This window comes from Rhizobium sp. P40RR-XXII (assembly GCF_012641405.1).
Lineage (GTDB): Bacteria > Pseudomonadota > Alphaproteobacteria > Rhizobiales > Rhizobiaceae > Rhizobium.
The window spans coordinates 463,351-489,850 of the sequence record NZ_JABAII010000003.1 but is presented as its reverse complement, the minus strand read 5'-3'; the positions used below and the strand labels follow the sequence as shown (position 1 = coordinate 489,850).

Here is a 26,500-nt window from a genome sequence, read left to right as displayed (position 1 = left end):
GTGTTTGCCCAAACCTAGCAGGGAACCCCGCTTCAGAAAATCAAATATCCAAGCCGGGACCGCTGAGAAAATGAAAACACTTTCACGATTTTCCGTTGCAATGACCCAGGCATGACCTCACCGTTTTCCTCGCCAGCCCCTGTCCGCCGCCACGACCGAGGGAGGAATGGAGCCGATCTCCAGCCGCACGCAGAAGCCTTGGCCGGCGTCGGGGAACAAAACTCTTCCGCTGTGAATCTCGGCCGCCTTCTTGACCAAATTCAGTCCCAGGCCGGCTCCGGAGGAACTGGCATTGATGCGGCGAAACGGCTCAAAGACACGATCGCGCTCTGCGAGCGGTATGCCGGGACCTTCGTCGCAGACATCGATCGTGCCGGCTGACCCGACCCGAACGACAATCGCGCCTTTTCCCCCCGCATGATCGATCGCATTTCGGATCAGGTTGACGACCGCCATCTCGATCGTCGAGGTCTGGATCACAAACACCGCTTCCTCGGGGCTCGGCTCGAAGTCGAAATCGTAGCCGGCATCCATCGCGATCGGCGCGAGGTCGGCGGCGATGTTCTCGACCACGATATTCAGATCTTTCTTTTCCGCGCGCAGCTCGACCGCGCCGATGGCCTGCATTTCCAGAAGCTGATGCGCAACGCGGGAGAGGCGGTCGATATCGTCCCGAAGCTGATGGCTCACCTCGGCATCGGGGAGAAGATCGGCCCGCGTCCGCGCAATCGCAATCGGCGTTCTCAGCTCGTGCGCGGCGTCGGCGAGGAAGCGATTATGCCTTTTATACCCTTCATCCAGCTTCGAAAGCGCATGGTTAAACGCGTCCACCAAGGGAATGATTTCGGTTGGCACCTTCGAACGCTCAAGCCGGGCTGAGCGGGTATCGAAATCGATCGCCTGTGCCTGTGTTGCCGTTTCGACGAGACCGCTCAGCGACCGGCCGACGGCGCGCGGCGTGACGAGCAGCGTTGCGATACCCGTGAGCGCCAGTATGGGAAACACACCGATGACGATGACGAATGCCAAAGCCGGCAAGACCCTGAACCATTCGATTTCGCCATGGGGACCCTTGGCGACCTCGACACGCATATTGATCCACACATTGAGGCCATCATTGTCAAAGCCCCGTTCGGTGGCCGCCATGATCTGCAGCTTGCCGACGGAAGTCTCCCGGTTCTCGACCGTGGCATGCGCGCCATTGCCAGCTTCCACCCTCGCCCGGTCGATCGTCCAGGGAAAGCTTTGCTTGAGAGCGGCTGCCGGTATCTCTCCATATTGAAAGAGGATCCCCTTATCGTCGCGGACGGTGAACCAGAGCTCCGGATAGCGCTGCTTCAGCTCGACGACCTCCTGCGTCTCGGCTACCTGCAGCTGCCCGTCATCGTCCTTTATGACCTGTTGCGCGACGACGCGGACCGCCTCTTCGTTGGCATCCTCCAGCTCCGGATTGATGATCCAGATCCAGCCGACGAGAAGAACGAAAAAGAGAACGAGAATAAAGGCCTGCAAGGCGATGAGGCGCTTTATCAGCCCCCACCGCAACGACCGGCTGCGCTCTGTCTTCATGCCTTGGTCCGGATTAGATAGCCAATGTTTCGAACGGCTCTTATCTCGACCGTGGCTTCGGCCAGCAGGAGCTTCTTCCGGATTCGCGAGATGTGCGCGTCCAAGGCATTCGATCCGATTTCGTCCTCCAATGCGTAAACCGCCTCGATCAGGTTCGGCCTCGTAACGATACGGTTCGGACGGCGCATCAGCGCCTCCAGCACAAGGTATTCGCGTCGGGGAAACTCGACAAGCGACCCGGCAATGGAGATTTCACTGCTTCGCGGATCGACACTGAGATTGCCGAAACTCAGATATCTGTCTGAAAGTGCCGGGCCGCGTCTCTGGAGAGCTCGCAAACGGGCGAGCAATTCCTCGATGGCGAAAGGCTTGGCAAGATAATCGTCGGCCCCGCTGTCAAGTCCGTCCACACGATGGTCGACAGTGCCGAGAGCGGTCAGGACGAGGATCGGCACGGGATGCCTGCGTTGACGAAGCGCAGCAACAAGATCGAGGCCCTCGCCATCCGGCAGGCGACGATCGAGGACTAGGACATCATAGGTCCCGACGCGGGCCATGGCATCCGCATCGGCAATCGTTCGGACGTGATCGGCGAGCACATCGCGGCGCCTCAATGCCTCGAGCAGTGCTCGAGCCATTTCGGGCTCATCCTCAAGAAGCAAAATTCGCAATGACTTCCCCCCAAAGAACGGCCTTGCCATCCCTTGCCCCACTGACAGCCAAAGATTGCAGCTACATTACACGCAGATTTACGAAGTGGTATCGGCTTGCGCCGGTTGCTGCCGGCAGCAACCGGCGGGACATGGCCGGAACGTCACTATCTTTCCAGCAAGCGCGCGAGCATCCGCCTGATGTGATCCTGGCCGCCAAGGAAAATCGCGGCAACGACAATCGCCCGAGGCTCCTCGACCGGCAGAAACCAGATCGCAGCCCTGTCACGCCGCAGGAAGCGGATGCCGGGATGGACATCCGATCGCAACGTTCCGATGCATGGCGTCTCGACCAGCCGATCGATCGCCAGACGAAGCGCGCGAACACGCTCGGCGGCGCGCTCGAGAGCTTCCTCGGGCGCATCTCCGAGGTTCAAATAGGCCGCGAACAGATGGTCGAAGATCAGCTCGAAATCGCGATCAGCCTCTCTTGAATATTCAAGATTCCACACGAAGAGCTCGCCGCTTCCGCTCGATCATGCTTTCGATCCGCTCTTCCATGTCCGTTCCAGAGATTTTCGGCCCATCGACCCGGCGTTGGATGAGCGTGCGGAGCGCCTCCGTCACTGCGGCCTCCGTCTCCGTTTTTTGCCGCAGCAGCTCCAGACCCTGCTGGAGGACGGAGCTCAAGCTGGAATAGCGTCCCGTCTCGACGAGCGAGCGGGCAAATGCATCTTGCTGATCCGTCAACGATATCGACGACTTGACGCTCACTGGCTATCTCCTTCAAGCGTTAAAGTGCGACCCAGTCGCATATATGTCAAGGCGTCGTATCAAGGAGACCTCGATCTTTGGGCCTATTGACGGCGCTTTGCCGTATCGTTGACGCCGCCCAGATCCGGCGCCATCCCATAACTCATATTCTTCATCTGCTGGATGACGCGCGCCATCTCCTCGTCATCGAGAATGGGAGGCTCGCCGAGCGTCAGTGCCTGAACATAAAGACGCGACAGGGTTTCGACTTCGATGGCAAGGGCAAGCGCGGCCGCCGGCGTCTTGCCGAGCGAGATCTGACCATGCTGACCAAGCAGGCAGGCGAGCCTGTCCTGCAGCGCCTCGATGGCCGCGTCCGAAAGGGCCTGCGTGCCGAAGGTGGCATAGCGCGCGCAGCGGATCGTCGTGCCTCCCGCGACGCCAGTCATATAGTGGAAGCTCGGGATGGTCTTGTGGTGCACGGCAAGCGTGGTCGCGTAGACCGAATGGCAATGGAGAACGCACTCGATGTCCTGGCGGGAGGCAAGGATATCGCGATGAAAGCGCCATTCCGACGACGGCCGGCGCTCACCCTCGTAACTGCCGTCAAAATACATCTGCACCAGGTCCCGTGGCTGCATCGCGTCATAGGGAAGAGATGTGGGCGTGATCAGGAAGCCCTTGGGATTGCGCACAGACATGTTGCCCGCCGTTCCCTGATTGATGCCGGACGCGTTCATCCGGCGGCAGATTTCTACCATTTCCTCGCGCTGGGCGTTGTCGTCGTAAGTCGTCACGATATTTGCTCCATGGTCTTGATCAGCGTCTGCCAGCGGCGCTGATAGGATGAAAGGTCGGGAAAGCCGGCAATATCCGGCGCCTCTGCGGCCAACGGCGCCGGCGAAATGCGCTTTTCATGGGCGGCGAGCATGGCGGCGCCCGTGGCCGTGCCGGTCGTGCTGCGGCTCACAAGCACCCGCCGGTCGGGCAGGAGGGCGGCAACAGCGGCGCCATAGAGGGGATCGACGACAAAACTCCCGTCGAGCACCACCGTTCCCGCTGCAGGCAGATCCCCGATGCAAGCCGCCGTCAGCAGCGCCGAATAGAGCATGGCGAGCGTGAAACGGACGTCCCCATCGTCGGCAAGCGCGCCCACCAGTCGGCCATGGTGCGCCGTGCCGGGAAAGAGCCCATCGTCCGAGCCGAAGGTCGGCAGCGCAAAGGTGCCTGAGGCGACGATCCGCCGCAGAGCCTGCATCGAGGCCGGGCCTGAGGCCTTTGCGGCAACGGCGGAAAATTCACGCCCACCCATGGTCAGCATGCCGGGCATCGGATTGCCGAACACATCGGCATTGCAGGAATGACCGGGCAGCTCGATATCGAAATCAACGCCGAGGCGATCCGTGAGCGCGACGATCCACGTGCCCGTCGAAATGACCGTAAAATCGGAGAGATCGGCGGCCTGGTAACGGTAGACGTTTGCCGAGGAGTCGTGCACGCCGCACAGGATGCGCGTCGTTGCCTTCAGGCCGCAGCGCCTGGCAAGCTCCGGCTTCAGGCCCCCCAGTGTCTCCCAGGCCCGCCGCATTGGCGGCATCAGGCGCTGCCAGCCGCGGCTTGCAACGAGCGCGGCCGGCCGCCCGTCGGCCGAGGCCCAAAGATGCGACTGGGCCGCCAGGCTCGTAACCTCGCTTGCCAAGACCCCGGAGAGGCGGAAAGCCCAATATTGCGGGGTAGCGAGATAGGCGCTCGCAGCAGCGAATGTCTCTGGCCAGTGCATTTCCTGCCAGAGCATTTGCCGCGCGAGATGCGCCGCGCCCAACATGATGGCGCTTGCCCTTTCGCGATAGGGACCGACGATCGCCCTGTAGCAGGCGTCGACATCGGCGGGAATGGGCTGCTCGTAGTCGATCATCGGCATTGCCGCGCCCTGCCTATCGACCAGCACGCCCCCGGAACCATGCGCGCAGGTGACGATCGCGCCTATGTCATGCCGTTTGCCCAATGCTGCCAGGTTATCGATGAGCCAGCTTTCCAGCTCGTCAAGGTCGTGATGGCGATAGGGCGGCGCCTCCTTGACCCTGTTTGGCGTCGATAGCGTTTCCAGCACATGACCGTCATCGGTTGCCGCCGACAGCTTCACATTCGTCTTGCCTATGTCGAAAACCGCGACGATGCTCATTTCGGACCGAGAAAACGTGTTGGCAGCAGTCCCATGAGATAGGGCCTCGCCGTCTGAACCAGGGCGACGAAGATGAGAATGCCGCCCCATATCGCGACCGTCAGATAGTTGCTGAGGCCGAACTGGTTGAAGCCCGAGGAGATGACCTGCAGGATCGCAAGCGCCAGCATCAGGCCGCCGGCCGTACCAAAGCCGCCGAACGGGTCGACGCCGCCAAGCACCGCCGCAAGGATCGTTACCAGCAGATAGGATTGCGCATAATCCGCACTTGCCGAATTGAACGTCGCCAGCATGACCAAGGCGGCAAAAAAGCAGATCAGGCTCGACATGACGTAGACGCCGACCAGCACCCGGCGCGTGTCGATCGCCGAATAGCGCGCGGCCTCGATGTTGGAGCCGATCATGGCGCAGGCGACGCCGAAAGCGGTACGTCGCAAAATGAGACTGACGACAATGGCCACGACGATCAGCAGCAGGAATATCAGCGGCACGCCGACGATAGTCGTCGTGCCGATGCGGCTGAAGCCGTCCGGTATGCCTGAGAGCGCCATGCCGCGCGTGAGATAGATGCTGATCCCGTCGATCAGCGATTTCGTGCCGAGCGTGATCAGGATCGGATGGACGCCGGTATAGGCGACCAGCAGACCGGTCGCGAGGCCGATGAGCAGGCACAATGCGAGACCGGCGGCAAGCGCCAGAACGATCACCGCGGTTGCCGTCCCGATGCCGCTGTCAGGCGTGATCAGGCTCTGCATGGTGAAGGCCATCAACAGCGCGCATTGGTTCGTCGTCGCGATGATCGCCAGATTGAGGCCGCCTGTTATCAGCGGCGCCATCATCGCCAGGGACAGGAGTCCGAGCAGCGGCAGCTGGTACATGAAGGACTGCAGCGTGCCGAGCGAAGCGAAATTCGGAATGAAGAGCGAGAAGCCGAAAATCAGCAGGACAAGCAGAACGATCAGACTCGTATGCGCACCGGGAACGCCCGTCCGCACGCGCGCCACCAGGTCCGCCAGGCTGCTGTTGAGGTTATAGAGAAGTGGGTTCTCAGCCATTGGACGACGCTCCGGCGATGATTCGGTGGCGGCGGCCCGGACGCGAGCTGATCACGGTGATCGAGGTCGAGACCAGAATGGTAATGCCGATGACGATCTGGAAGAAATAGGAGGAGACGCCGAGCAGGTTGAGCCCGTTCTGCAGGACGGCCAGAAGCACAATGCCAAGCAGCACGCCAGGCACGGTGCCGATGCCGCCCGTCAGGCTGGCGCCGCCGAGCACTGCGGCGGACAAAACGGCAAGTTCGGTATTGTACATGGCGTTGGGCACGCTTTCGCCGACCCGGTGCGCCTGCAGCAGACCAGCGATCGCCGCCAGCAATCCGAGATAGCCATAGGCGACAAATTGCAGGCGGCCGATATTCATGCCGATGCGCCGCGCGGCCTCACCATTGCCGCCCATGGCATAGAGCTGACGCCCGACGGAAGACCGCGTCATCCACGCCCACGTGAACAGTGTCACGACAACCATGGCGACGATCGGCAGCGTCACGCGGACGATATCGCCCGATGCCGTCTCCATGCGCCAGAACACGATGCGGTTCGTCCACCAGTCCGGCAGGGTGTAGATCGATTTGCCACCCGAGAAATACATGAGCAACGAGAAGCTGACGCTCATCATGGCGATCGTGGCGATGATCGACGTGATGCGCACATAGTGGACTAGCAGCGCATTGAGGCAGCCGAGGCCGACGCCGATCGCCAGACCGCAGACGATGACGGCGGGTGCGGAAAATCCGAACTGCGTTGCCAGCAATGCCGCGCAATATTGCGCTACGGAAGCAGTTGCCGCAAAGGAGATGTCGATACCGCCCGAAACCAGCACGACGAAAAGCCCCATCGCCATGATCGCCTGCACCGAATAGGTTTCGAGCAGGTCGATGATATTGGCGAGCGTCAGGAAGTCTCGCGCCGTCAGCGAGAAAACAAGCACCACCAATGCGATGACGGCCAGCAGCCACGTTTCGGGGCGGCGCTTCAATTGCGCGGCGAAGGATGATCCGGCCGTCTGGCTCTGCTCATGCATAGATGCGCTCCTTCATATCGGCCTCGCTGACGTTTCCCGGCACCGCTGCGCCGACGATGCGGCCGGCGCGCATGTGCAGGATGCGGTCGCAGGTGGCAAACAGTTCCGACACTTCGTCGGAGATGAGGATGATGGCGACGCCGTGGCGGGCGAGATCAGCCACCACGTCGTAGATGCCCTGCTTGTTCTTGATGTCGACGCCGACGGTCGGGGAATCGAGGATCAGAACCTTCGGCCGCGTGGCGAGCCATTTCGCCAAAACGACCCGCTGCTGATTGCCGCCCGACAGCGTCTGCACGGCACGATCGGCCGAGGGCACCTTGATGGCCAGCCGCTTTACCCAATCTTCGGCAAGCTGCTTGCGCGTCTTGTCGGGAATAAGCCCCAGCCGGTTGGCCATGCCTCTCATGACCGCGAGCATGATGTTGTCGCCGATCGACTGCTGCAGGATGACGCCGAGGCTCAGACGATCCTCGGAGACATAGGCAATGCCCGCGCGCACCGCGTCACGATTGGAACGAAGCCCAAGCTGTCGCCCCTCGAGGCGGATGCTGCCACGCTCGGCGCGATGCATGCCGAACAGCGTCAGGGCCAGTTCGGTGCGGCCCGATCCGAGCAAACCGGAGATACCCAGCACCTCGCCCCGGCGAAGAGTGAAATCGATGTCGGCGAACTCGCCACGCCGCGACAGGCCGCTGACCTCGAGAACGGGCGCAGCCATGCCCATATCGCGGGCGACGATCGCATGATCGATGTCGAGCCCGGTCATCAGATGCGCGATCTTCTTCTCGCTCATCTGATCGGCAGGCCAGGTGCCGACCTTGCGGCCGTCGCGCATCACGGTGACGCGTTCGGCAATCTCGACAACTTCGTCGAGCCGGTGGGAGACGAAGACGACAGCAATGCCGTCCGCCTTGAGTCGTCCGACGATCCCCAATAGACGGTCGACCTCCGTTCGCGTCAGCGACGCCGTCGGCTCGTCCATGAAGATCAGCCGCGCCTCGGCGGCAAGGCCGCGCGCGATGGCAACGATCTGGCGCTCGGCCACAGAGAGATCGGACACCGCGAGATCGAGGTCGAGCGCAAAGCCGAGCCTTGCCAGCACGGCGCTGGCCTTCTCGCGCATCTGCTTCCAGTTGACGGACTTTACGAGCCGGTCGAGATGGCTCTCGACGGCGATGTTTTCGACAACGGACAGGTTGGGGAACAAGGAAAGATCCTGAAAGATCACCTGGATTCCCAAAGCCTTGGCACCGGCTGGATCGAGCGGAAGAACCGGCCTGCCCTCGATTTCAATCATACCCGCCGTGGGCGGGTGCACGCCGGCCACGGTTTTGATGAGCGTCGACTTGCCGCAGCCGTTTTCACCGACGAGGCAATGGATCTCGCCGGGCCGAACGTCCCAGTCGACCTCCTCCAATGCGCGCACGCCGCCGAACCGCTTGGACAGTCCGGTCAAACGCAGAAACGGAATATCATCGCTCATCGATCCGCTCCGATTGTGATGGATCGGCCGGCGGCGGCACCTACGCCAACCGCCGGCCCTCGGGAGGAACGCCTAGAGACCGAGCGCTACGAGCCGATCGATATTTTCCTTATCGAGCGACTCCAGCTTCTGGGCCTGAATGAGCTTCTTGTCCGGATAGACGCGAACCTTGCCGACGCCGGTCAACTCCATATTGTCGGTCGGCTCCTTGCCGGCGGCCAGCAGGGAGGCGAGCTGGACGAAGATCTCGCCTGCCGTCATCGGGTTCCAGATGAAGCCGCCACGGATCGTGCCGGACTTCACGTATTTGACGCCCTGCCCCGGCGAGAAGCCGCCGACCAGCGCGATCGACTTGGCTTTTTCGCGATCGTCGAGAACGCGCGCCGCACCGATCGGACCCTGCGAGCCGAATGTCAGGATACCCTTGAGATCCGGATGTGCGCGCAGCTGATCCTGCGTGGTCTTGATGCTTTCATCCAGGCTCTCGGCCACGCCGAAGCGGTCGCCGAGCATCTCCATCTTCGGATATTTCTGCTTCTGATAGGCAATCGCCGCGTCGGCCCAGGCATTGTGCAGCGGAACCGTCAGCGAACCGACATAGACGATATACTTGCCTTGCTCGCCCATCTGCTTGGCGAGCAGGTCCATATGTGCCTGGCCATAGCCTTCGATGGTCGTCAACTCGAAGTCCCAATCCGCCTCCTTCTGGCTCGGGCCTTCATGAGCCAGCACCTTGATGCCGGCAGCCCGCGCACGGCCGAGAACGGGATCGAGCGCGGCGGAATCGTTCGGCACGATACCGATGACGGCGACCTTGCGCGCGATCAGATCCTCGATGGCACGCACCTGCTGCGCGGCATCCGCCTGCGTCGGCCCGACCATCCAGGCATTCGCCTTGAATTCCGGTGCAGCCTTCTTGATGCCGACTTCCATAGCGTTGAACCAGGGAATGCCGCCGATCTTGACCACGACGCCAACCTGCGGCTCGGCTGCCTGGGCAACTCCGATCGTTGCGCCAAGCGTACCGGCGACGACGGCGCCGCCTATTCCGGTGAGTATGGTTCGTCTTGTAATTTCCATTTTTCTCCTCCCAGTTTCATATTACCCGCCTCCTCAAGCGGGCTCCGCGGCGTCGAACCGCGGATCTCGACGGCGCAGCGCAGGCGCCGTGTAACCGGTTTTCCGGCAGAGCCGGTCATGCGCCGCAAGAGCAGCGCCCAGGCCTGTTCGGCCATTTCCTCGATGGGCTGGCGCACGGCCGTGATGCCGGGCGCGACCAGCTGCATCCATTCCATATCGTCGAAGCTCGCAAAGGCGAGGTCACCGGGCACGGAAAGCCCGATCTCCGCCATGGCGCGATAGGTCAGGAGCGTCGTGCCATGATCGAGTGAAAACAGCGCGCCCGGCAGCGGGCGTCGGCGAAGCCGCTCTTCGAGACGCTGCGCGCCATTGGCATCATCGATGCCGATCTCCAGCATCTCGACATGCATGCGCCTGACTGCCGCCTGTACACCCTCCCAGCGTTCGCGCACATTGCTGATCGAAAGGCTGCTGCCGACAACCATGCAATCACGATAACCCTGCTCATCGAGATGGGCGGCGATCGCACCGGCGGCCGGACCATTGTCGACCGCGATGAGATCGAACCCCGCCGCATCCGGTATGCGGTCGGCAAGGACGACCGGAGCGAAAAAGCCGTTCGGCAGCCGCTCGGCAAAGGCGCCATCGCAGGGAATGACGATCAAGCCGGCCGGGCGCCAGGCGCGAATCTTGCGCAGGCGATCGGCCTCTTCCTCGGCATTGTTGCGCGCAGACACGACGACCAGATCATAGTCATCGAGGCGCGCCAGATGCTCCAGCGTGGAGACGAAAGAGGCAAACATCGGATTGGTAAGATCAGGCACCACCACGCCGACAAGCTGCGTCTTGCGCGAGCGCAACCGCGACGCACCGAGATCGACAACATAACCGAGTTCGCGCACGGCATCGTTCACGCGCCTGGCAAAATCGGGGGAGACCGTCGGCTTGCCGTTCAGAACATTCGAAACGGTCGCTACCGATACGCCCGCCCTGTCGGCCACCATCTTGATGGAGGGAGTTCGCGATTTCGACACTTTTCCCTCCTCCACTAACAATCTCCGATTGATGTCACGAAAATTCTGGTGAAACGTTTTATTGTAAGCTATGCCTGTATAGACACTGTGTCAATGCGAGTGAATTCAAGTATAAAACGATTCATGTCTTTTGCATTGCAGCATTTCCTTTTGCATCCACGAAACCGGGAGGACGATCATGAACAAGCTGGGAGTTCACGCGCTGGTCTGGGAGGCTGGCTGGAGCCGCGACGAATGCGCCCGCGCAATCGCAAATAGCGCCGAGGTAGGCTACGATTTCATCGAGGCGCCAGCGCTCGATCCGAGCCTGATCGATCCTGAATTCACTCGCCGCCAGCTGGAAAAGAACGGCATCGGCATCAATTTCTCGCTCGGCCTCGATTTCGACAGCGACATTTCAAGCGGCGACAAGGAGAAGGGTCGCCGCGGCAAGGAAAAGCTGGAACAGGCGATTGCCGTCTGCCGTGATTGCGGCGGCGAATATATCGGCGGCATCCTGCACTCGGCCTTCGGGAAATATACCGAACCGACGACCGCCGCGGGCGTCGCGCAATCGGCCGACATTCTGCGTCAAGTGGCCGAGACGGCAGCGAAAAGCAACATCACGCTCGTTCTGGAAGTGGTCAACCGTTACGAATCCAATGTCCTCAACACGGCGGCCCAAGGCGTGGAAATGTGCAAGCGCATCGCTATGCCGAACGTGAAGGTACATCTGGACGTATATCACATGAACATCGAGGAATCCGACATTCAGGCCGCCATTCTCGAAACCGGCGATCATCTCGGCTACTTCCACACCGGCGATTCCCATCGCGGCTATATGGGCTCGGGCACGATCGATCTTACCGGCGTCTTCCGCGCTCTTGTCCGCTCCGACTACAAGGGGCCTATCACCTTCGAATCCTTCTCTTCCCGCGTCGTCGGCCAACCACTCGAAGGTATTCTCGGCATCTGGCGCAACCTCTGGGATGATGGCCGTGACCTTGCCGAACACGCGCTGATGTATACGAAGGCGCAGCTCAAGGCCGCCCAGGAAGCCCAGCGTCAGAGCCAGCAGCGCAGCCGCCTGCCTTAACGGCCGACCCGCTTGAACATCCCTTGAACGGCATTCCATCAAGCAGTTGCAGCGGCTCCCCGCTCATTCAGGCGGAAACACCCTTGCTTTGCAGCGGGGACTGATGAACCACAATGCGCGCGTGATAGGGAATGCGCTCATAAAGGTCTATGACATCCTGATTGACCAGGCGAACGCAGCCTGATGATGATGCCTTGCCGATCGAGCGCCATTCTGGCGAGCCATGCAGACGGTAGAGCGTATCCTTGCCGTTCTGGAAGATATAGAGCGCACGGGCACCCAATGGATTCTTGATACCCGGATCCATGCCGCCATTGGCCACCGAATATTTTGCAAGTTCCGGCTTGCGCGCGATCATGTCGCCCGGCGGTTTCCAGCGCGGCCAATGCTGCCGCCAATGGATGATCCCCTCGCCTTCCCATGCAAAGCCGTCGCGGCCGATGCCGACGCCATATCGCATGGCGGTGCCGCCGCGTTCCACGACATAGAGGAACCTCGACGCGGTATCCACCACCACCGTGCCGGCCGGCTCCCCGGTCGGATCGGGAACGCGCTGCCGGTAAAATTTCGGATCCAGCTTTCGATAGGGAATGGCCGGAATGACATGGCCGCCATCGACCAGAGAGGCATAGCGGGCTTCGAGTTCCGGATCAGGTGCGATTGCGCTCTCAGCCTGCGAAGCGACGGGAACGACAGGCGGCATGCGAGCCGGAGCGGCAATCGGCGTCGGAACCGGAGCGGTCGTGGCACACCCCGCAAGCGATGCGGTCGCGGAGATGGATCCGAGTATGAAAGCCCGTCGTGAGAGGCTCTTTTCGTTCTTGGCTGAGCGCATTTCTTTCCTGATAATCCTCGCAATTGGTGCCGCCCTTTCAGGCAATGAAAGCTGAAAGGCAAACATGTCTCATCATCCTACGGCGATAACCCCATAGCCAATTGCGATCTATGATGGCAAGTCCGCCAACACGATGAGCACACGCCCCCGCACTTTCGAGAACGGCCCAACGCACGCCGCCCGTCGCCGGAGACGATCTCGTGCTTGCCGATGCCGGCTGGCGTCAATCCGTGCGACGAGGTAACGCCAGCTGGCACAGCGAAAGCTGTTTTCAAAGGTTCCGGGAAGACTCCGTACCGGATTGATTTTGCTGACGCGGCTTGCGCTCGTCATGCACTGTCAGATCCCGTCTCGCCCGCGCGCTTGCGGCTTCGATCGGCTGCGACTTCCCCTGCTCGGCGATAGCCGTCCGCGCCCGCTCGATATCGACCATGTAGTCACGTGCCAGCGGCAGAGCAGAGACATCCTTCGTCAGCTGCAATTGCCAGTTCATGTGACCCATGCGGCGGAAGGCGAGTTCGGATCCGATCAGATAGAATTCGAACATCCGACAGAATCGTTCGTCATAAAGCTTGGCCAGCGTGGCCCTGTTCCTCATGAAGCGCTCCCTCCATTGCTCGAGGGTCTTGGCATAGTGGAGACGCAGGATTTCGATGTCGGTCGTCCAGAGCCCGGATTTCTCGACCACGGACAGGACTTCGGAGACCGCCGGCGAATAACCGCCGGGGAAAATATATTTTGCGATCCAGGGATTCGTGCTGCCTGGCCCGTCGGCCCGGCCGATCGCGTGGATCAGCGCAACGCCATCTTCCTTGAGCACCGCGCGGATCTTGTCGAAGAAGGTCCGATAGTGATTGATGCCAACATGCTCGAACATGCCGACGGAGACGATGCGGTCGACGGGCCGGGTCCAGGAGCGGTAGTCCAGCAGCTCGAACGTCACCATGTGCTCAAGACCGGCATCCTTCGCCCGCGCTTTCGCGGCCAGCAGTTGCTCTTCCGAAAGGGTGAGGCCTGTTACCCGTGCTCCAAATTCCCTGGCGAGATAAAGCGCCATGCCGCCCCAGCCGCAGCCGATATCCAGAACCTCGAGGCCTGGACGATCCAGCATGAGCTTCGATGCGATATGCCGCTTCTTCTTGAGCTGCGCCTCTTCGAGCGTCTCATCGCCAACAGGGAAATAGGCGCAGGAATACTGCCGGTCCTCATCCAGCATCAGCGAATAAAGGCGCGCATCGAGATCGTAGTGATGGGCAACGTTGCGCTTCGAGCGTCCGGCGAAATTCAATTGATCGAGATGTCGGCGCAGCCAGCGAACCTTGTCCATGACCTTGCTGAAAGGGTGGGTGCCACCTTCCATCATATTCAGGACGAGCAAGTCCATCATCTGAAAGAAATCGCCCGAGCCCGGCTCGACGTCGCCATCCATATAGGCCTCGCCGAGTCCCAGGGCAGGATTGAGGAGAAGACGGCGCTTTGCGCGGGCGGTTTTTATTTTCATCGCTGCGCGCGGTTCCGATCCCGTACCGAAATCGCGCGTGGAACCATCGGGAAAAGTGACCGTAAGCGTTCCGATTTTGATCAAACTGGAAAGAGCTGCTTCTAGGAACATGAAAACTACCTGTTTATCGTTTCCTTGCGGGCGGCTCCGCTGCCCGAGGGCGACCGAGAAACCCGAGACGGTATTTCGACGCACAAAGCGTACTACCTAATCTGGTAGAATAGCCAAATCATTTGTGACATCAAGGTTGCGTAAACTTGATTGTGGCAATGCCCGATGCGGTTGTATCGTCATCGTCGCCTCGATCCGCCAGGATGACGAATTCGAGACCTTCGCTTCACATCCGCGAAGCTTCGTCTCCACGCGGGACTCGGATAGTCCATCGCTCCTCCCGAAAGCGGAAAGCGCCGCACGAAACAATTCCGGGAAAAATGCCCGGCGGCTTTCCGGTCGGAGCTTGCGTAAAAACAATAGGATGGATCGGCCCTGAAAGCCCATGATACACGCCAGTCTCGTCTGCGGACGAGACTGGAGCATGATGAAACCAGCCGTTCCAACGGCCGCTTCTATCTGGATGGAAGTAAAGAGCCCGCTCCTCCTCCATCAAACGGAACACCTACCAGCAGGTAAAGCCGGCATCGACATTGACGATGGCACCCGTCATGAGGCTTGCGGCGCCCGATGCGAGGAAGAGGACCGCGCTGGCGACTTCCTCAGGCGTGCCCATCCGCCCCATCGGCGTGTCGGCAAGCCAGATCGGAATGCGATCGCGATTGGCCTCGACCGCCATGACCATCGGCGTCTCGATATAGGTCGGCGCGACGGCGTTTACCCTGACGCCGTGCTCAGCCCATTCGGCCGCCATCGAGCGTGTGAGATGATGGACCGCCGCCTTGGACACGTTATACGGCGTCTGCGGCTGCGGCCGGTTGCAGATGGTTCCGGACATCGAGCCGAGATTGACAATGGCGCCGCGCTTCATCGCGACCATGTGACGGCCGAAGGACCGCGAGCACCAGAAAACGCCGTTGACATTCACATCCATCATGCGCAGCCAATCGGCATCCGTGACGTCCTGCGAGGGGATGCCGCTTTGGCCGATCCCGGCATTGTTCACCAGGATCGTCGCGGCGCGGCCGCCATCGGCAAGCTCCGTGGCGATCGCCTCCATCCGCGCGGAATCGGTGACATCGCCGATCCGCAGATCGATGTCGTAGCCCCTATCCCGCAGGGCGAGCGCCTCTCGGGCGTCGGCCTCGCCGCGCTCGATGACGACAACGGCTGCCCCGGCCTCGGCCAGCGCCTCCACACAGCAAAGGCCGATCGCACGGCCACCGCCGGTCACCACCGCACGCTCGCCGTCCAGGCAAAATTTTTTCAGGTAGCTCATGGTTCGGCTCCTCAGATGTCGAAAGCGCTCGGCAGGACCACGACGTCGCGGATCGTGACGTTGCGCGGACGCGTCAGCATGAACATGATCGCATCGGCCACTTCCTTGGGTTCGATCAGGGCGCCGGCCTCCTTGGCCTTGCGCAGATTTTCTTCCGGCCAATCGGCGAGCAAGGCGCTGATAACGGGGCCCGGAGAAACCGAACCGACACGGATTCCGCTCTTCAGAAGCTGACGCCGCATGGTCTGCACGAAGCATGTCATCGCCCATTTCGACGGCGAATAGACAGGCTCCCAGGGCACCGGCGAATGGCCCGCGACCGAACTCGTGACGATGATGTCGCCGGTTCCCCGCTCGATCATATGCGGCGCCACGGTTCGCACGTTCTTGATGACGACATTGACGTTCAAGTTGAGCATCCGGTCGATGGCGTCGAGATTGGCCTCCACCAGGTCGCCGCCGATATAGGTGCCGGCATTGGCATGCAGGATGTCGAGATGGCCGACCTTCGCGAGGATGTCATCCAGCAGCGAGGCGCATTGTTCGGTATCCAATAGGTCGATGGCGAGCGGAATAGCCCGGCCTCCCAGGCGCTCGCAAACAGATCCCAACGCCTTTTCGTCGCGATCGACCAGAACGACCGTCGCCCCCGCCGCGATCATGGCCTCCGTGGAAGCCAATCCGATCCCGGATGCTGCCCCGGTGACCGCAGCCACTTTTCCCTTCAATTCGTCCATTTTCTCCTCCTTGGGTGGTTAAACTGCCCCGCAAGCGGCGTGATAGTCCGCAAGGCTGCGGGTGACCCGCCAGATCAGGACCTCTTGCGGGTCCAGCGGCGCATCGGCAAAATGTTGCGCGACCGGCATATGCTGCCAGAACAGCGGCAGCGGTATGGTCCGCCCCTGCAGGACATCACATAGTTTCTCGACAGCAGACTGGGCGTCCGCCGAAGCCCAGTAGTAGCGGATGCGGTCGGACAGCGAATAATGCCGCAGCCAGCGCTTTTCACCTCCGGTCCCATGATAGTGCTGGCTCCAGTTCTTCGGATGAGCCAGCATCAATGCTTCCATGGCAGCGTAAAGCGGCCGCTCGCCGTAATTGGGCACGAGATCGGAAGCGATCAGATCCAGCCCGTAAAGGGCCTCGCGCAGCACGAAAGTCAGTTCGGGACCAACTTTCAGGATGGGAAACCCATCCTCCACGAGGGCTGTCAGCGCCGCCGCACCCTGGTAGTCGGTCGAGTGGGCTTCGAAAACGAATTGCCGTTCATCCGTCAGCACTGACTTCAGCTCGGCTATCTTGCTACGGTCGTAGACAATGACATTGTGATTGCCAAATTCGACGCCGGGCTGGACGACCAGTCCGATGGCACGTCCAAACCCCTCGTGCAAACCCGCTTGCTCAAACACGCGCCGGTGGACGTCGATCGTCTTGCGGGCAGCCGAGGCCGCCGTCGGCTCGATGGTCGTTAGAGCATGATCGGCACCGCCGGGTGGCGGGACCTCCGTGCCGATCACATAGACCGGCATGGCACCGCCGCTCCTCCGCGCCGAAGCTTCGGCCACAGCAGCGAGACGTGCCGCGCGACGAGCCGTGGTCTCGTCGTCGAGCGAGGCGGGCTCGCCCTTGCAGCCCATCGAGGCGTCCAGGTGGATTTTTCGAAACCCGGCATCGACATAGGCGGCGACCATTTTCTCCGCCTCGGCCATGGCGTCTTCAGCCGGACGATCCCGCCATGGATTTGGGCCGAGATGATCCCCACCCAGAACGATGAGCTGCTCCAGGCAGCCCTCCTCCTTGGCGATCCGCCGGACAAGGGCGGCGAAGTCGCCCGGCGTCATGCCGGTATAACCGCCCAGATGATTGACCTGGTTGCAGGTCGCCTCGATCAGCACCGTGCTCGAATGCAGGCGACCATGCCGGAGCGCGGCTCTGAGCACCAACGGGTGCGCCGAGCAGACCGAGGTGATGCCCTTCGGCCGGCCTTCGGCTCTCAGCGTTGCCAGTTCGTTGAGATGGATCTGCATCAGGAACGCCTCGCGGTAGCGGCTATGAACGCATCGAGTTCCTCGCGGGTGCCGGCACCTTCCATCGGGCCGACGACGGTGACATTGCGGGCGCCGGCAGCAGCCGCATAGGTCAGAGCATCTTCTGCCGGCATGCCCAGGCGGCGGCAGGTAAGATAGGCGCCGCCGAAGCAATCGCCGGCGCCGGTCGGATCGACTTCCTTGACGATAAAGGCCGGAGCATCGATGCGCTCGCCCTTGCTGTTGAAATAGGTCGCCCCATCCGCGCCCCGCTTCAGCACGATCTCCTTGACCCCGATGTCGAACAGGCGGCGGATCGCATTCGCCTCGCCTTCAACACCAGCCGCCCGCTCCAGTTCCTCTCCGGATGGCAGCAGCAGATCGGCGGCAGCGACGAGCTTGGCAAAACGTCGTTCGGTGTCCTCATCGAGCTTGAGTTCCTTGCGGATGTTCGGATCGACCGAGAGCGTGCCGCCACGAGCCTTCACGATATCGACAGCCTTGTCGATCACCTCACGTGCGCTCGGAACCGACAGCGCCGAGCCCATGACATGCAGATGGCCGCCGCGGCCGATGAGATCGCCGACACCTTCGCTCCAGCCGAAACGCGCAGCGGCCGACTTGGCGATGTTGTAGACGAAATCGCGGGAGCCGTTCTTACGATAACGAACGAAGGCGCTGCCAGTCGGGTAATCCGGATCGATGGATATTGCCGAAAGGTCGACGCCATCACGCTTCAGCCTTTCGATATTCACCCGGCCGAAATCGTCGGCGCCGACAGCGCCGATCATGGCCGCACTGCCGCCGAGGCGCCCGCATTGGGAAATGAAAATCGCCGGCGCGCCGCTGGCGAAAGGCCCGATCAATGGCTGGGCTTCGACGAACCCATCGCCGACGGTCGTGGCGACGATCTCCACGAGAATTTCCCCGACGCATATTGTCGGGCCGAGCTGGTCAGGAGCCAGTGCTGAAGTCATCGCAGTCCTGCTTTCGATACCTGTTGTTGTCAAACCGCCGAGCGCTGCAGCATGCCGTCGTCACCGCTGAACTCCTCGTTCTCCAGCGAAAGGAAGCGCTGGTGCAGCATGCACGCCGCTCCGAATGCGGACCCGAACTCCGCGTCTTCGTCAACGACGATTTCGGGATTGGGAAAGGGAATATTCTGGCCTTCGGACATATGGACGGCCACGCGAGCGGCAACCATCGGATAGAGAGATGCGACCGAGCCGCCGAGCACGATCCTGCCTGGGTCTATCAGCCGGCAGGCCTGCAGCAGCGCATATGCCAGATGACGCGACCATGTCTCCGCAATGTTGACGGCCGCCGGAACACGATCGCGAACGCCGACCAAAAAGTCCTGCAGGTCGGCGTCGTTCCTCCCGACAGCCTCGCGATACTGCTTGATCAGCACTTCGCGCCCGATCAGCTGTTCGAATTTCTGCCCGCCGCTTCCGGACACGAGAGTGTGGCCGATTTCGCCGGCCAGGCCGTGGCCGCCGCGAAACAGCTTGCCGTCGATGATGATCCCACCGCCGACGCCGGTCTCCATGAGCAGGAAAAGCGTCACGCCTGCGATGCGGCTGCGATAGCTGTCCCCTATGGCAAAGGCATTCGCATCGTTCTCTATCGCGATCGGAACCTCGACCGGAAATGCAGACCGGCAGATCCCCCTCAGTGGCACGTCCCGCCATCCGAGAATTGGCGCAAGGCTCACCGAGCCGTCGGGCCGGATATGCGCCGGCGTCGATATGCCCAGCCCCCTGCACCGCACCATCATCTCCTTGGTCATGTCGCCGACGATCAATGCTATGCCATGTTCGACAGCCCTCTCGACCGTCGAAGACAGCGTGTCGAAGGCAACCTTGCGGCAAACCCTGACTTCTGCGGCAAGATCGATGACCACGGCGGATATGTGCTCCACGCCGATCTCGATGCCGACGAAAAACGCGGCATCGGGAATGAGCTCCAGCATGATGCCCGGCCGCCCCGCGCGGGATTGCTCGCCGCGCCTGCTGCCTGCCTCCAGCTCATGAACAAATCCGCCTTCCGTCAACTCGGCGACGATCTCACCGGAGGACGAGCGGTTCATGCCGAGCTTTCGCGCCAGATCGGCGCGGCTCATGCCGCGATGGCTGTAGATTGCCTGCAGGGCCGCAACGAGATTGCTCTGGCGAATTCTACGCGGCGAACTTCCGATGGAGACGGTGTCGTTCATATTCCAATCCCTTCAAATCGACCCGCGCCAACCTATACGGCCGGAGCGGGTCACACGAAGGATTATCAGGGACGGGCGCTTGTGGCACGCCGGCGCTTGGCCTCGTCATATTTGAGCTCGATATAACGCTTCGCATGGGCGGCAAGAGGATCGTTATCGGTCCATGTATCGCGCCAGATCGCGCAGGCGAGCGACAATCCCTCGTCGACGACGGCAGTCGAAAAGCTCTCGAACACGATGTCGCGCTTGTAGTCGATATCGAGCAGGGCGTCGAAAATGAGGTCGAAGTCGATGACGCCATCGCCGAGATAGCCTCGATTGCTTTCGCCGATGTGGAAGTAGCCGATCTTGTCGCCGGCCAGGCGGATCGCCGCGGCGGGATTGGCCTCCTCGATGTTCATGTGGAAGGTGTCGAGATGCAGGCGAACATGATCGGAGCCGGTCTCGGAGATGAATTTCAGCCCTTGCGCGGTCGTATTCAACAGATTGGTCTCGAACCGGTTCACGATTTCGAGGACGAGATCGACTTTCGCTTGCCCGGCCACTTCGGCCGTCGCGGCAATGGCGCCGACACTGTTGTCCCAGCCCTTCCTTGTTGGCTGGCGATTGTACTTGGTGTGTGCGGAATAAAGGATGCCGCCCAGCTTGTTGCCGCCGATGTCCCTGACTGCGCGCACCGCGTCGGCCAGCATCCGCTTGCCCTCCGCAACGACCGAGGGATCGTCGCTCGACACGTCCTTGTCGAGCGGCAACCCCATCGTCACGCCGATCTCCACGTCAAGCGACTGCGCGAGCCTTGCGAGCCGGTCCAGGTTGAATTTTTCGGGGCGAAGATAGGCGAACTCGATGGTTCCATAACCGTGCTCGGCCGTCTTTCGCAGGGCCATCTCAAGCCCTTCCTGGGTTTGGCCGCCCGTCCATACAAATGAATGGATTCCCAAGCGTCGCATCATCATGTCCTCGTGATTTTTCGTCCAAGCTTTATCCAAAGTTAAGTTATTTAGTATGGCAAAGCAACAAACAAATTTGACGAAACGAACTTTATTGCAGCGATAATACCTTTGCATTGCAGCATTTTATGTCAAAGCTAATATTTCTTCCCCCTTCGTTGATCATATCGACAACCAAAACAACGGGATAGCTCCATAATTTGCATGTTAAAGCAACAAATATTGCAAACGATGGAATTTCGAGCTAAGAATTCTTCGGCGAATGATCTCGCTGTAATCTGGGAGGATTGAAATGAGATACGCTATGAAAGCCAGCGCCATCGCGCTGACGCTTAGCCTTGCCGCCGCCTCGCCGGCCTGGGCAGACTTCTGGTCCGACGCCGGAGCAAAATTCAAGGGCGTGACGCTGCATGGAGTGACCGAGTCTACGCCCCCTTCCAACTACATCAAGGATGTGCTGGCGCCTGAGTTCGAGAAGAAGACAGGCATCAAGGTCGAAATCGAAACGACGTCCTGGGACCAGATGTACGACAAGGCGATCAAGGACATGGAAGCCGGCACCGGCATCTACGACGTCGTTTATATCGAGCAGGACATCGTCTATTCCTATATGGCGCGAAACTTCCTGACCGACATCACCAAGGCGCTGAAGGACCAGCCGGATCTGAAGGCGCCGACCTACGATGCCGCCAATTTCACCAGCTTCTCCAACTACTTCAAGGATGCGAACGGGGATCTTTACGGCGTTCCGATGGAGGCCTTCCTCAAGACCTATCTCTATCGCAAGGACCTGTTCGAAGATCCGGAAATCCAGGCGGCTTTCAAGCAGAAGACGGGCCATGATCTGAAACCAGCGACCACGCACGAACAATATACGGAAATTGCCGACTTCTTTACCCAGTGGGGCAAGGATCACAACATGCAGCTGTGGGGCTCGACGGCGCAGGCCCATACGGGCCATCCGGCCTCATGGTATGAATTCTTCGAGTCCGTCGCGCCGACCTTCGGCGTCTACAACTGGGGCATCGATGCGCAGAAGGACTATGCGGCAACCGTCGAGCATGGCGGCCAGATGAACAGCGACAAGGCGAAGGCCGCGCTGAAATGGTGGCTGCATCTGCGCGACATCGCACCGCCGGAATCCTCGCAATCCACATGGACGGAGGTCGCCACGACCTTCGCCGCCGGCCGGGTGGCGCAGGGCCTGGTCTATGGCGAGAACGCGGCCTGGATCGCGACCGATTCCTCGCAGTCGAAGGTCACGGGCAAGGTCGGCTTTGCCCTGCCGCCGCTCGAGCCGGGCGTGCTGGAGGCCGCCGAAACCGGCAAGGGCTACGTCGGCTACTATGACGGCGGCGCCTTCGGCCTGCCCGTCACCTCCAAGAACCAGGAGGCCGCCCTGCTCTTCCTGCAATTCATCGGCCAGAACGATGTGCAGCCCGACTGGGCGATTGCCGCGCCGCGCGTCACCAATACCGCAACCTTCGACGACCCCAAGGTCAAGGCCATGGATGTCAAGCTTGGTGGCTTCTATACGATGCTGAAAGATCAGGGCAAGCTCTTCGCCGGCGCCCCGCCCTATCCGTTCCACGCCCAGGTGCGCGAAGCGACGGCTCCGATTTTCTTCGATATCCTGACCGGCAAGATAGGCCCCGACGAGGGCCTCGACCAGATGGCGGCAAAGACCGAGGAAGAGCTGACCTCGCTCGGCTATCGCAAATAGCCTTCCCTTCCGAGCGGACAGGCCGCGGTCAATCGCGGCCTGTCTCCCATTGCTGCGAAACGGGCATATTAGCAACCGCCACAGGGGGATAGGGCGATGCATTCACAGAAGCTCGGCTGGCTCTTGCTGTCACCAACCATAGTGATCCTCGGGCTCTTTGGCATTTTTCCGTTCGTCTATGTCGTATGGGTTTCCTTTCATGCCTGGAATCCCTTTGCCGCCAATCCCCACATGGTCTTCAACTGGGCGGAAAATTACCGCAAGGTCGTTTTCGATCAGCAGTTCCTGGCGTCCCTGGGCATCACGGCGGCATTCGTCTTCTTCGCCGTGGTCTCCGAGATCGCGCTCGGCTACGTGCTCGCACAGGCACTCCTGAAGGATTTCCCCGGCAAGGCGATATTCCGCACCATCCATACCCTGCCGTTGATCATGGCGCCGATTATCGTCGGATCGGTCTGGAAGCTGATGACGACGCCCTCGATCGGCATCATCCCATATCTGCTGCACAGCTGGTTCGGCTTCGATCTCAACATCGGCCAAAGCGCGCTTGCGGCCTTCATTGTTACCGTGATCATGGATATCTGGCATTGGACGCCGCTGGTGACGCTTTCGCTGATCGCCGCTCTCGTTTCATTGCCGCCGGATCCGTTCGAGCAAGCGCAGATCGACGGCGCGGGCAAGAGCCAGATCTTCTGGCACATCACGCTTCCGATGATCCGGCCGGCCTTGATCGCCACCGTCTTCATCAGGCTCATGGATGCGCTTCGGACCGTGGACGAAGTGCTGATGCTGACCGGTGGCGGCCCCGGCTCCGCGACGCGCTACATCGGCGTGCACATCTTCAGGGAAGTCTTCCCCAAAACGAACTACGGCTACGGTTCGGCCATCTCGGTCGTCGTGCTGTATCTGACCATCGTCGTCTGCTGGCTGCTCTATGTCAGCCTGATCGCGCCGCGAGCCAGGAAAGGTTGAAGCGATGAAGACCCGCAATCCTTGGCTTCTGGTCGTCATGTGGATCGCCATCAGCTTTGCGACCCTCTTTCCCATCTACTGGCTCTTCGTCATTTCGGTGAAGCCGACGGTCGAGCTGTTCTCGACGCCCGAAGTCATCCTGAGAAGCCTGTTCTGGAAGAACTATACCGACGTCCTGAACAATCCGACGCTGCGCGGCTACATGGTGAATTCGCTGCTCATTTCATCAGGCAACGCGCTGCTGGTGACGACGCTCGGCTTTCTCGCCTGCTACGCGCTTTCGCGGTTCGACCTTGCCGGCAAGGAGAGCATCTTCTTCTGGACAATCACGAACAGGATGGCGCCGCCGGCCGTATTCCTGCTGCCGCTCTTTCTGCTGCTCACGCAGGTCTACAAGATCGGCAGCTTCTCGTTTGCGGATTCGCGGATCGGCATGATCCTTGTCTACTGCTCGTTCAACCTTCCCTTTGCGATCTGGACGCTTCGCCCGACCGTCGAAGGCATTCCGAAAGAGCTTGACGAGGCAGCCTATGTCGACGGCGCAAGCACATGGACCGTTCTGTCGGATATCATATTCCCGCTGGCGCGGCCCGGGCTGGCGGTGACGCTGATCCTGACCTGGGTATTCGCATGGAACGAATATCTGCTCGCGGCGACCCTGACCAATTTCAGGGCGCGCACCTTGACCACCGGGCTTTCGGAATATGTCACGACGACGGGCACGCAATGGGGGATCATGGCAGCGATATCGGTCTTCACGCTCATTCCAGCTCTCATCGTCTTCACCGTCGTGCAGCGCCACATCGTTGCGGGCCTGACCTTCGGTGCCGTGAAAGGATAACCCCATGTCTCCAGAATCCGAAAGCAGCGAGCGCAAGGCAGGGTTCCTGCCCATAGAGACGAATTGGTTCGACCGGCTGTTCATCTCGGTCGTCATCTGGGTGGCCCTGTCGCTGCTCTGGATGCGCTTTATCGAACCATTGGGGCTTTCGATCTGGATAGCGACGGCGATTTCCGCCGTGCTCGGCGCCTACATCATCCGGCGCGGATAAGGCAATGAATGCCGGCGACGACCAGGAAAATACAGCATGCACTGCGGCATCTGGGAGGAAAACATTGGCAAACGTACAGATTAGCGACGTCACGAAGAAATATGGCGCCCTTCAGGTCATGCATGGTGTCAGCGTCGACATCGATGACGGCGAATTCGTCGTTCTGGTAGGCCCTTCCGGATGCGGAAAATCGACGCTGCTGCGCATGGTCGCGGGTCTTGAGACGGTGAGCGGCGGCCATATCCGGATCGGAGGCCGTGTCGTCACCAACGCCCCGCCGAAGGAGCGCGACATCGCCATGGTCTTTCAATCCTATGCGCTCTACCCACACAAGACGGTCGCCGAGAACATGGGTTTTCCGCTGAAGATGGCGAAACGCCCCAGGGCGGAAATCGATGAAAAGGTGCGCCGCGCCGCCGAAATCCTCGATCTCTCCCGTTACCTCGATCGTTATCCGAAGCAACTGTCCGGCGGCCAGCGCCAGCGCGTCGCCATGGGCCGCGCCATCGTGCGCGATCCGCAGGTCTTCCTCTTCGACGAGCCTCTTTCGAACCTCGACGCCAAGTTGCGCGTGACCATGCGGGTCGAAATCAAGGAATTGCACCAACGGCTGAAAACCACCACCATCTACGTCACGCACGACCAGATCGAGGCCATGACGATGGCCAGTAAGATCGTCGTGATGCGCGACGGACGGGTGGAGCAGGTGGGCAGACCGCTGGAGCTATACGATTTTCCGGCGAATATCTTCGTCGCGGGCTTTATCGGCAGTCCTTCGATGAACTTCCTGAAGGGCCGGATCGGCAATCGCGACGGCCGGCAGGTCGTCGTCACTGAGCAAGGTGTCGTTCTGCCGGTGGAGAAGGTGAACGCCGAAGACGGCAGGCCGGTGACCTATGGAATTCGGCCCGAACACATTACTATCGGCGATGGCGGAATCCCCGTCGAGGTCTCCGTATTCGAACCTACCGGCTCCGAGACGCTGATCTTCGGCCGGGTCGGCGGAGTGCCGATCGATGCGCTCATTCGCGAACGGATCGAAATCGCGCCGGGGCGAACAATGCATTTCCGTATTGACCCACGCCATGTTCATATCTTCGATGAAGAAACCGACAAGAGATTGTAAGAGGACGTTCTGATGAATTTCGAAGGGAAGAGGGTGATCGTCACCGGCGCGGGCAAGGGCATTGGCCGCGTGACAGCGGAAATACTTGTGAAGCGCGGTGCCCGCGTCGTGGCCCTGACCAGAAGTGCGGCGGACGTTGCCTCGCTGCGCGACGAACTGGGCTGCGAGGCCATTCAGATCGATCTCGCCGACGCCGAAAAGACACGTGAGGCGGCATTGGCCGCGCTTCCGGCGGATTATCTCGTCAATTGCGCGGGGACGACGGAACTGCAGTCGTTTCTCGAAACCACGGTCGAAGCCTTCGATCACCTGTTTGCCGTCAATACCCGTGCCCCGATGATCGTCGCGCAGGAATTTGCCCGCTCGCTGATCGAAAGAGGCCTTTCCGGTGCGATCGTCAACGTATCCTCCGTCGCCGCCTTCGTCGGCATACTGGATCATGCGGCCTATTGCGCCTCGAAAGGTGGGCTGGACGGCCTGACGCGCGTAATGGCGAAAGAGCTGGCGCCGAAGGGCATTCGCGTCAATGGCGTCCATCCGACCGTCACGCTGACACCGATGGCCATCAAGGCATGGAGCGATCCCGAAAAGGCAGCGCCGATGCGCGAACGGATCCCGGTGGGTCGGTTTGCCGAACCCGCTGACGTCGCCGAGGTGATCCTGTTCCTGCTTTCGGACGAGGCAGCCATGGTCAACGGCATCTCCATGCCGGTCGACGGCGGCTATATGATCGCCTGAGATCACGCAGCCATATGATTGCTATTGCGACGGCGCGTGGATTTCAGCGATATGGAACGG

Annotated in this window: 26 protein-coding genes; 7 read left to right on the top strand and 19 right to left on the bottom strand. The window is 60.8% G+C overall.

The features are described from left to right. Positions 1-117: 117 nt before the first annotated feature. The 11 genes from HGP16_RS08655 to HGP16_RS08605 all read right to left on the bottom strand — a co-directional run bounded on the left by HGP16_RS08655 (position 118) and on the right by HGP16_RS08605 (position 10,836). A complete protein-coding gene (locus HGP16_RS08655) occupies positions 118-1,569 on the bottom strand; it encodes a sensor histidine kinase (RefSeq protein ID WP_168839594.1) in 1,452 nt (483 codons plus the stop codon). Continuing rightward, positions 1,566-2,240, bottom strand: a complete 675-nt coding sequence (locus tag HGP16_RS08650) for a response regulator transcription factor (protein ID WP_168839593.1) — start codon at positions 2,238-2,240, stop codon at positions 1,566-1,568. Before HGP16_RS08650 ends, HGP16_RS08655 begins: the two co-directional genes overlap by 4 nt. Before the next feature lie 146 nt (positions 2,241-2,386). Further along, complete coding sequence (locus HGP16_RS08645; protein WP_168839592.1) at positions 2,387-2,731, bottom strand: type II toxin-antitoxin system RelE/ParE family toxin; 345 nt, start codon at positions 2,729-2,731, stop codon at positions 2,387-2,389. Beyond that, positions 2,718-2,993, bottom strand: a complete 276-nt coding sequence (locus tag HGP16_RS08640) for a type II toxin-antitoxin system ParD family antitoxin (protein ID WP_168839591.1) — start codon at positions 2,991-2,993, stop codon at positions 2,718-2,720. Before HGP16_RS08640 ends, HGP16_RS08645 begins: the two co-directional genes overlap by 14 nt. Before the next feature lie 83 nt (positions 2,994-3,076). After that, positions 3,077-3,733, bottom strand: coding sequence for a class II aldolase/adducin family protein (locus HGP16_RS08635; RefSeq protein ID WP_168839661.1), 657 nt, complete (start codon positions 3,731-3,733; stop codon positions 3,077-3,079). Between the two features lie 32 nt (positions 3,734-3,765). Beyond that, positions 3,766-5,154 (bottom strand): FGGY-family carbohydrate kinase, encoded by a 1,389-nt coding sequence (locus HGP16_RS08630; RefSeq protein WP_168839590.1) that lies wholly within the window; start codon positions 5,152-5,154, stop codon positions 3,766-3,768. Next, positions 5,151-6,032: an ABC transporter permease gene (locus tag HGP16_RS08625; protein ID WP_409526824.1), complete on the bottom strand. Its 882-nt coding sequence runs from the start codon at positions 6,030-6,032 to the stop codon at positions 5,151-5,153. The genes HGP16_RS08630 and HGP16_RS08625 overlap by 4 nt, the downstream gene beginning before the upstream one ends. Positions 6,033-6,201: 169 nt before the next feature. Then, positions 6,202-7,236 carry an ABC transporter permease gene (locus HGP16_RS08620; protein WP_168839588.1) on the bottom strand — a complete coding sequence of 345 codons (1,035 nt, stop codon included), beginning with the start codon at positions 7,234-7,236 and terminating at the stop codon, positions 6,202-6,204. Continuing rightward, positions 7,229-8,722 carry a sugar ABC transporter ATP-binding protein gene (locus tag HGP16_RS08615; protein ID WP_168839587.1) on the bottom strand — a complete coding sequence of 498 codons (1,494 nt, stop codon included), beginning with the start codon at positions 8,720-8,722 and terminating at the stop codon, positions 7,229-7,231. The genes HGP16_RS08620 and HGP16_RS08615 overlap by 8 nt, the downstream gene beginning before the upstream one ends. Before the next feature lie 72 nt (positions 8,723-8,794). Beyond that, a complete protein-coding gene (locus HGP16_RS08610; RefSeq protein ID WP_168839586.1) occupies positions 8,795-9,802 on the bottom strand; it encodes a substrate-binding domain-containing protein in 1,008 nt (335 codons plus the stop codon). Beyond that, a complete protein-coding gene (locus tag HGP16_RS08605; protein WP_312862860.1) occupies positions 9,766-10,836 on the bottom strand; it encodes a LacI family DNA-binding transcriptional regulator in 1,071 nt (356 codons plus the stop codon). Before HGP16_RS08605 ends, HGP16_RS08610 begins: the two co-directional genes overlap by 37 nt. A 178-nt stretch (positions 10,837-11,014) precedes the next feature. Between HGP16_RS08605 and HGP16_RS08600 the strand changes: the two genes are divergently transcribed. Continuing rightward, on the top strand, positions 11,015-11,911 hold the full coding sequence (locus HGP16_RS08600) for a sugar phosphate isomerase/epimerase (RefSeq protein WP_168839585.1): 897 nt from the start codon (positions 11,015-11,017) through the stop codon (positions 11,909-11,911). Positions 11,912-11,978: 67 nt separating this feature from the next. On the opposite strand, the gene HGP16_RS08595 is transcribed toward HGP16_RS08600, so the two are convergent. From HGP16_RS08595 to HGP16_RS08560, 8 genes are all read right to left on the bottom strand, one after another. Next, positions 11,979-12,746, bottom strand: coding sequence for a L,D-transpeptidase (locus HGP16_RS08595; protein ID WP_168839584.1), 768 nt, complete (start codon positions 12,744-12,746; stop codon positions 11,979-11,981). 271 nt (positions 12,747-13,017) lie between these two features. Continuing rightward, complete coding sequence (locus tag HGP16_RS08590) at positions 13,018-14,358, bottom strand: cyclopropane-fatty-acyl-phospholipid synthase family protein (RefSeq protein WP_168839583.1); 1,341 nt, start codon at positions 14,356-14,358, stop codon at positions 13,018-13,020. Positions 14,359-14,863: 505 nt separating this feature from the next. Further along, the gene (locus HGP16_RS08585; protein WP_168839582.1) at positions 14,864-15,637 is read right to left on the bottom strand and encodes an SDR family NAD(P)-dependent oxidoreductase; all 774 of its coding nucleotides are present in this window, start codon (positions 15,635-15,637) and stop codon (positions 14,864-14,866) included. Positions 15,638-15,648: 11 nt separating this feature from the next. Then, positions 15,649-16,374: an SDR family oxidoreductase gene (locus HGP16_RS08580; RefSeq protein WP_168839581.1), complete on the bottom strand. Its 726-nt coding sequence runs from the start codon at positions 16,372-16,374 to the stop codon at positions 15,649-15,651. Between the two features lie 18 nt (positions 16,375-16,392). Continuing rightward, the gene (locus HGP16_RS08575; protein ID WP_168839580.1) at positions 16,393-17,664 is read right to left on the bottom strand and encodes a class II D-tagatose-bisphosphate aldolase, non-catalytic subunit; all 1,272 of its coding nucleotides are present in this window, start codon (positions 17,662-17,664) and stop codon (positions 16,393-16,395) included. Continuing rightward, entirely contained in the window at positions 17,664-18,641 is a 978-nt protein-coding gene (locus HGP16_RS08570) for a sugar kinase (RefSeq protein WP_168839579.1), read from the bottom strand. The genes HGP16_RS08575 and HGP16_RS08570 overlap by 1 nt, the downstream gene beginning before the upstream one ends. A gap of 29 nt (positions 18,642-18,670) precedes the next feature. After that, positions 18,671-19,879: an ROK family transcriptional regulator gene (locus tag HGP16_RS08565; RefSeq protein WP_168839578.1), complete on the bottom strand. Its 1,209-nt coding sequence runs from the start codon at positions 19,877-19,879 to the stop codon at positions 18,671-18,673. Between the two features lie 65 nt (positions 19,880-19,944). Further along, positions 19,945-20,829: a sugar phosphate isomerase/epimerase gene (locus tag HGP16_RS08560; RefSeq protein ID WP_168839577.1), complete on the bottom strand. Its 885-nt coding sequence runs from the start codon at positions 20,827-20,829 to the stop codon at positions 19,945-19,947. A gap of 292 nt (positions 20,830-21,121) precedes the next feature. Here HGP16_RS08560 and HGP16_RS08555 point away from each other — a divergent pair, with 292 nt between their 5' ends. The 6 genes from HGP16_RS08555 (at position 21,122) to HGP16_RS08530 (ending at position 26,440) form a co-directional block, all read left to right on the top strand. Continuing rightward, on the top strand, positions 21,122-22,552 hold the full coding sequence (locus tag HGP16_RS08555; RefSeq protein WP_168839576.1) for an ABC transporter substrate-binding protein: 1,431 nt from the start codon (positions 21,122-21,124) through the stop codon (positions 22,550-22,552). A 96-nt stretch (positions 22,553-22,648) separates the two neighbouring features. After that, positions 22,649-23,524, top strand: a complete 876-nt coding sequence (locus HGP16_RS08550) for a carbohydrate ABC transporter permease (RefSeq protein ID WP_168839575.1) — start codon at positions 22,649-22,651, stop codon at positions 23,522-23,524. A gap of 4 nt (positions 23,525-23,528) precedes the next feature. Continuing rightward, the gene (locus HGP16_RS08545; RefSeq protein WP_168839574.1) at positions 23,529-24,365 is read left to right on the top strand and encodes a carbohydrate ABC transporter permease; all 837 of its coding nucleotides are present in this window, start codon (positions 23,529-23,531) and stop codon (positions 24,363-24,365) included. A 4-nt stretch (positions 24,366-24,369) separates the two neighbouring features. Next, on the top strand, positions 24,370-24,576 hold the full coding sequence (locus tag HGP16_RS08540) for a DUF2160 family membrane protein (protein WP_168839573.1): 207 nt from the start codon (positions 24,370-24,372) through the stop codon (positions 24,574-24,576). Between the two features lie 64 nt (positions 24,577-24,640). Next, positions 24,641-25,702 carry a sn-glycerol-3-phosphate ABC transporter ATP-binding protein UgpC gene (locus tag HGP16_RS08535; protein ID WP_281408209.1) on the top strand — a complete coding sequence of 354 codons (1,062 nt, stop codon included), beginning with the start codon at positions 24,641-24,643 and terminating at the stop codon, positions 25,700-25,702. 12 nt (positions 25,703-25,714) lie between these two features. Next, on the top strand, positions 25,715-26,440 hold the full coding sequence (locus HGP16_RS08530; protein ID WP_168839571.1) for an SDR family oxidoreductase: 726 nt from the start codon (positions 25,715-25,717) through the stop codon (positions 26,438-26,440). Positions 26,441-26,500: the final 60 nt, after the last annotated feature.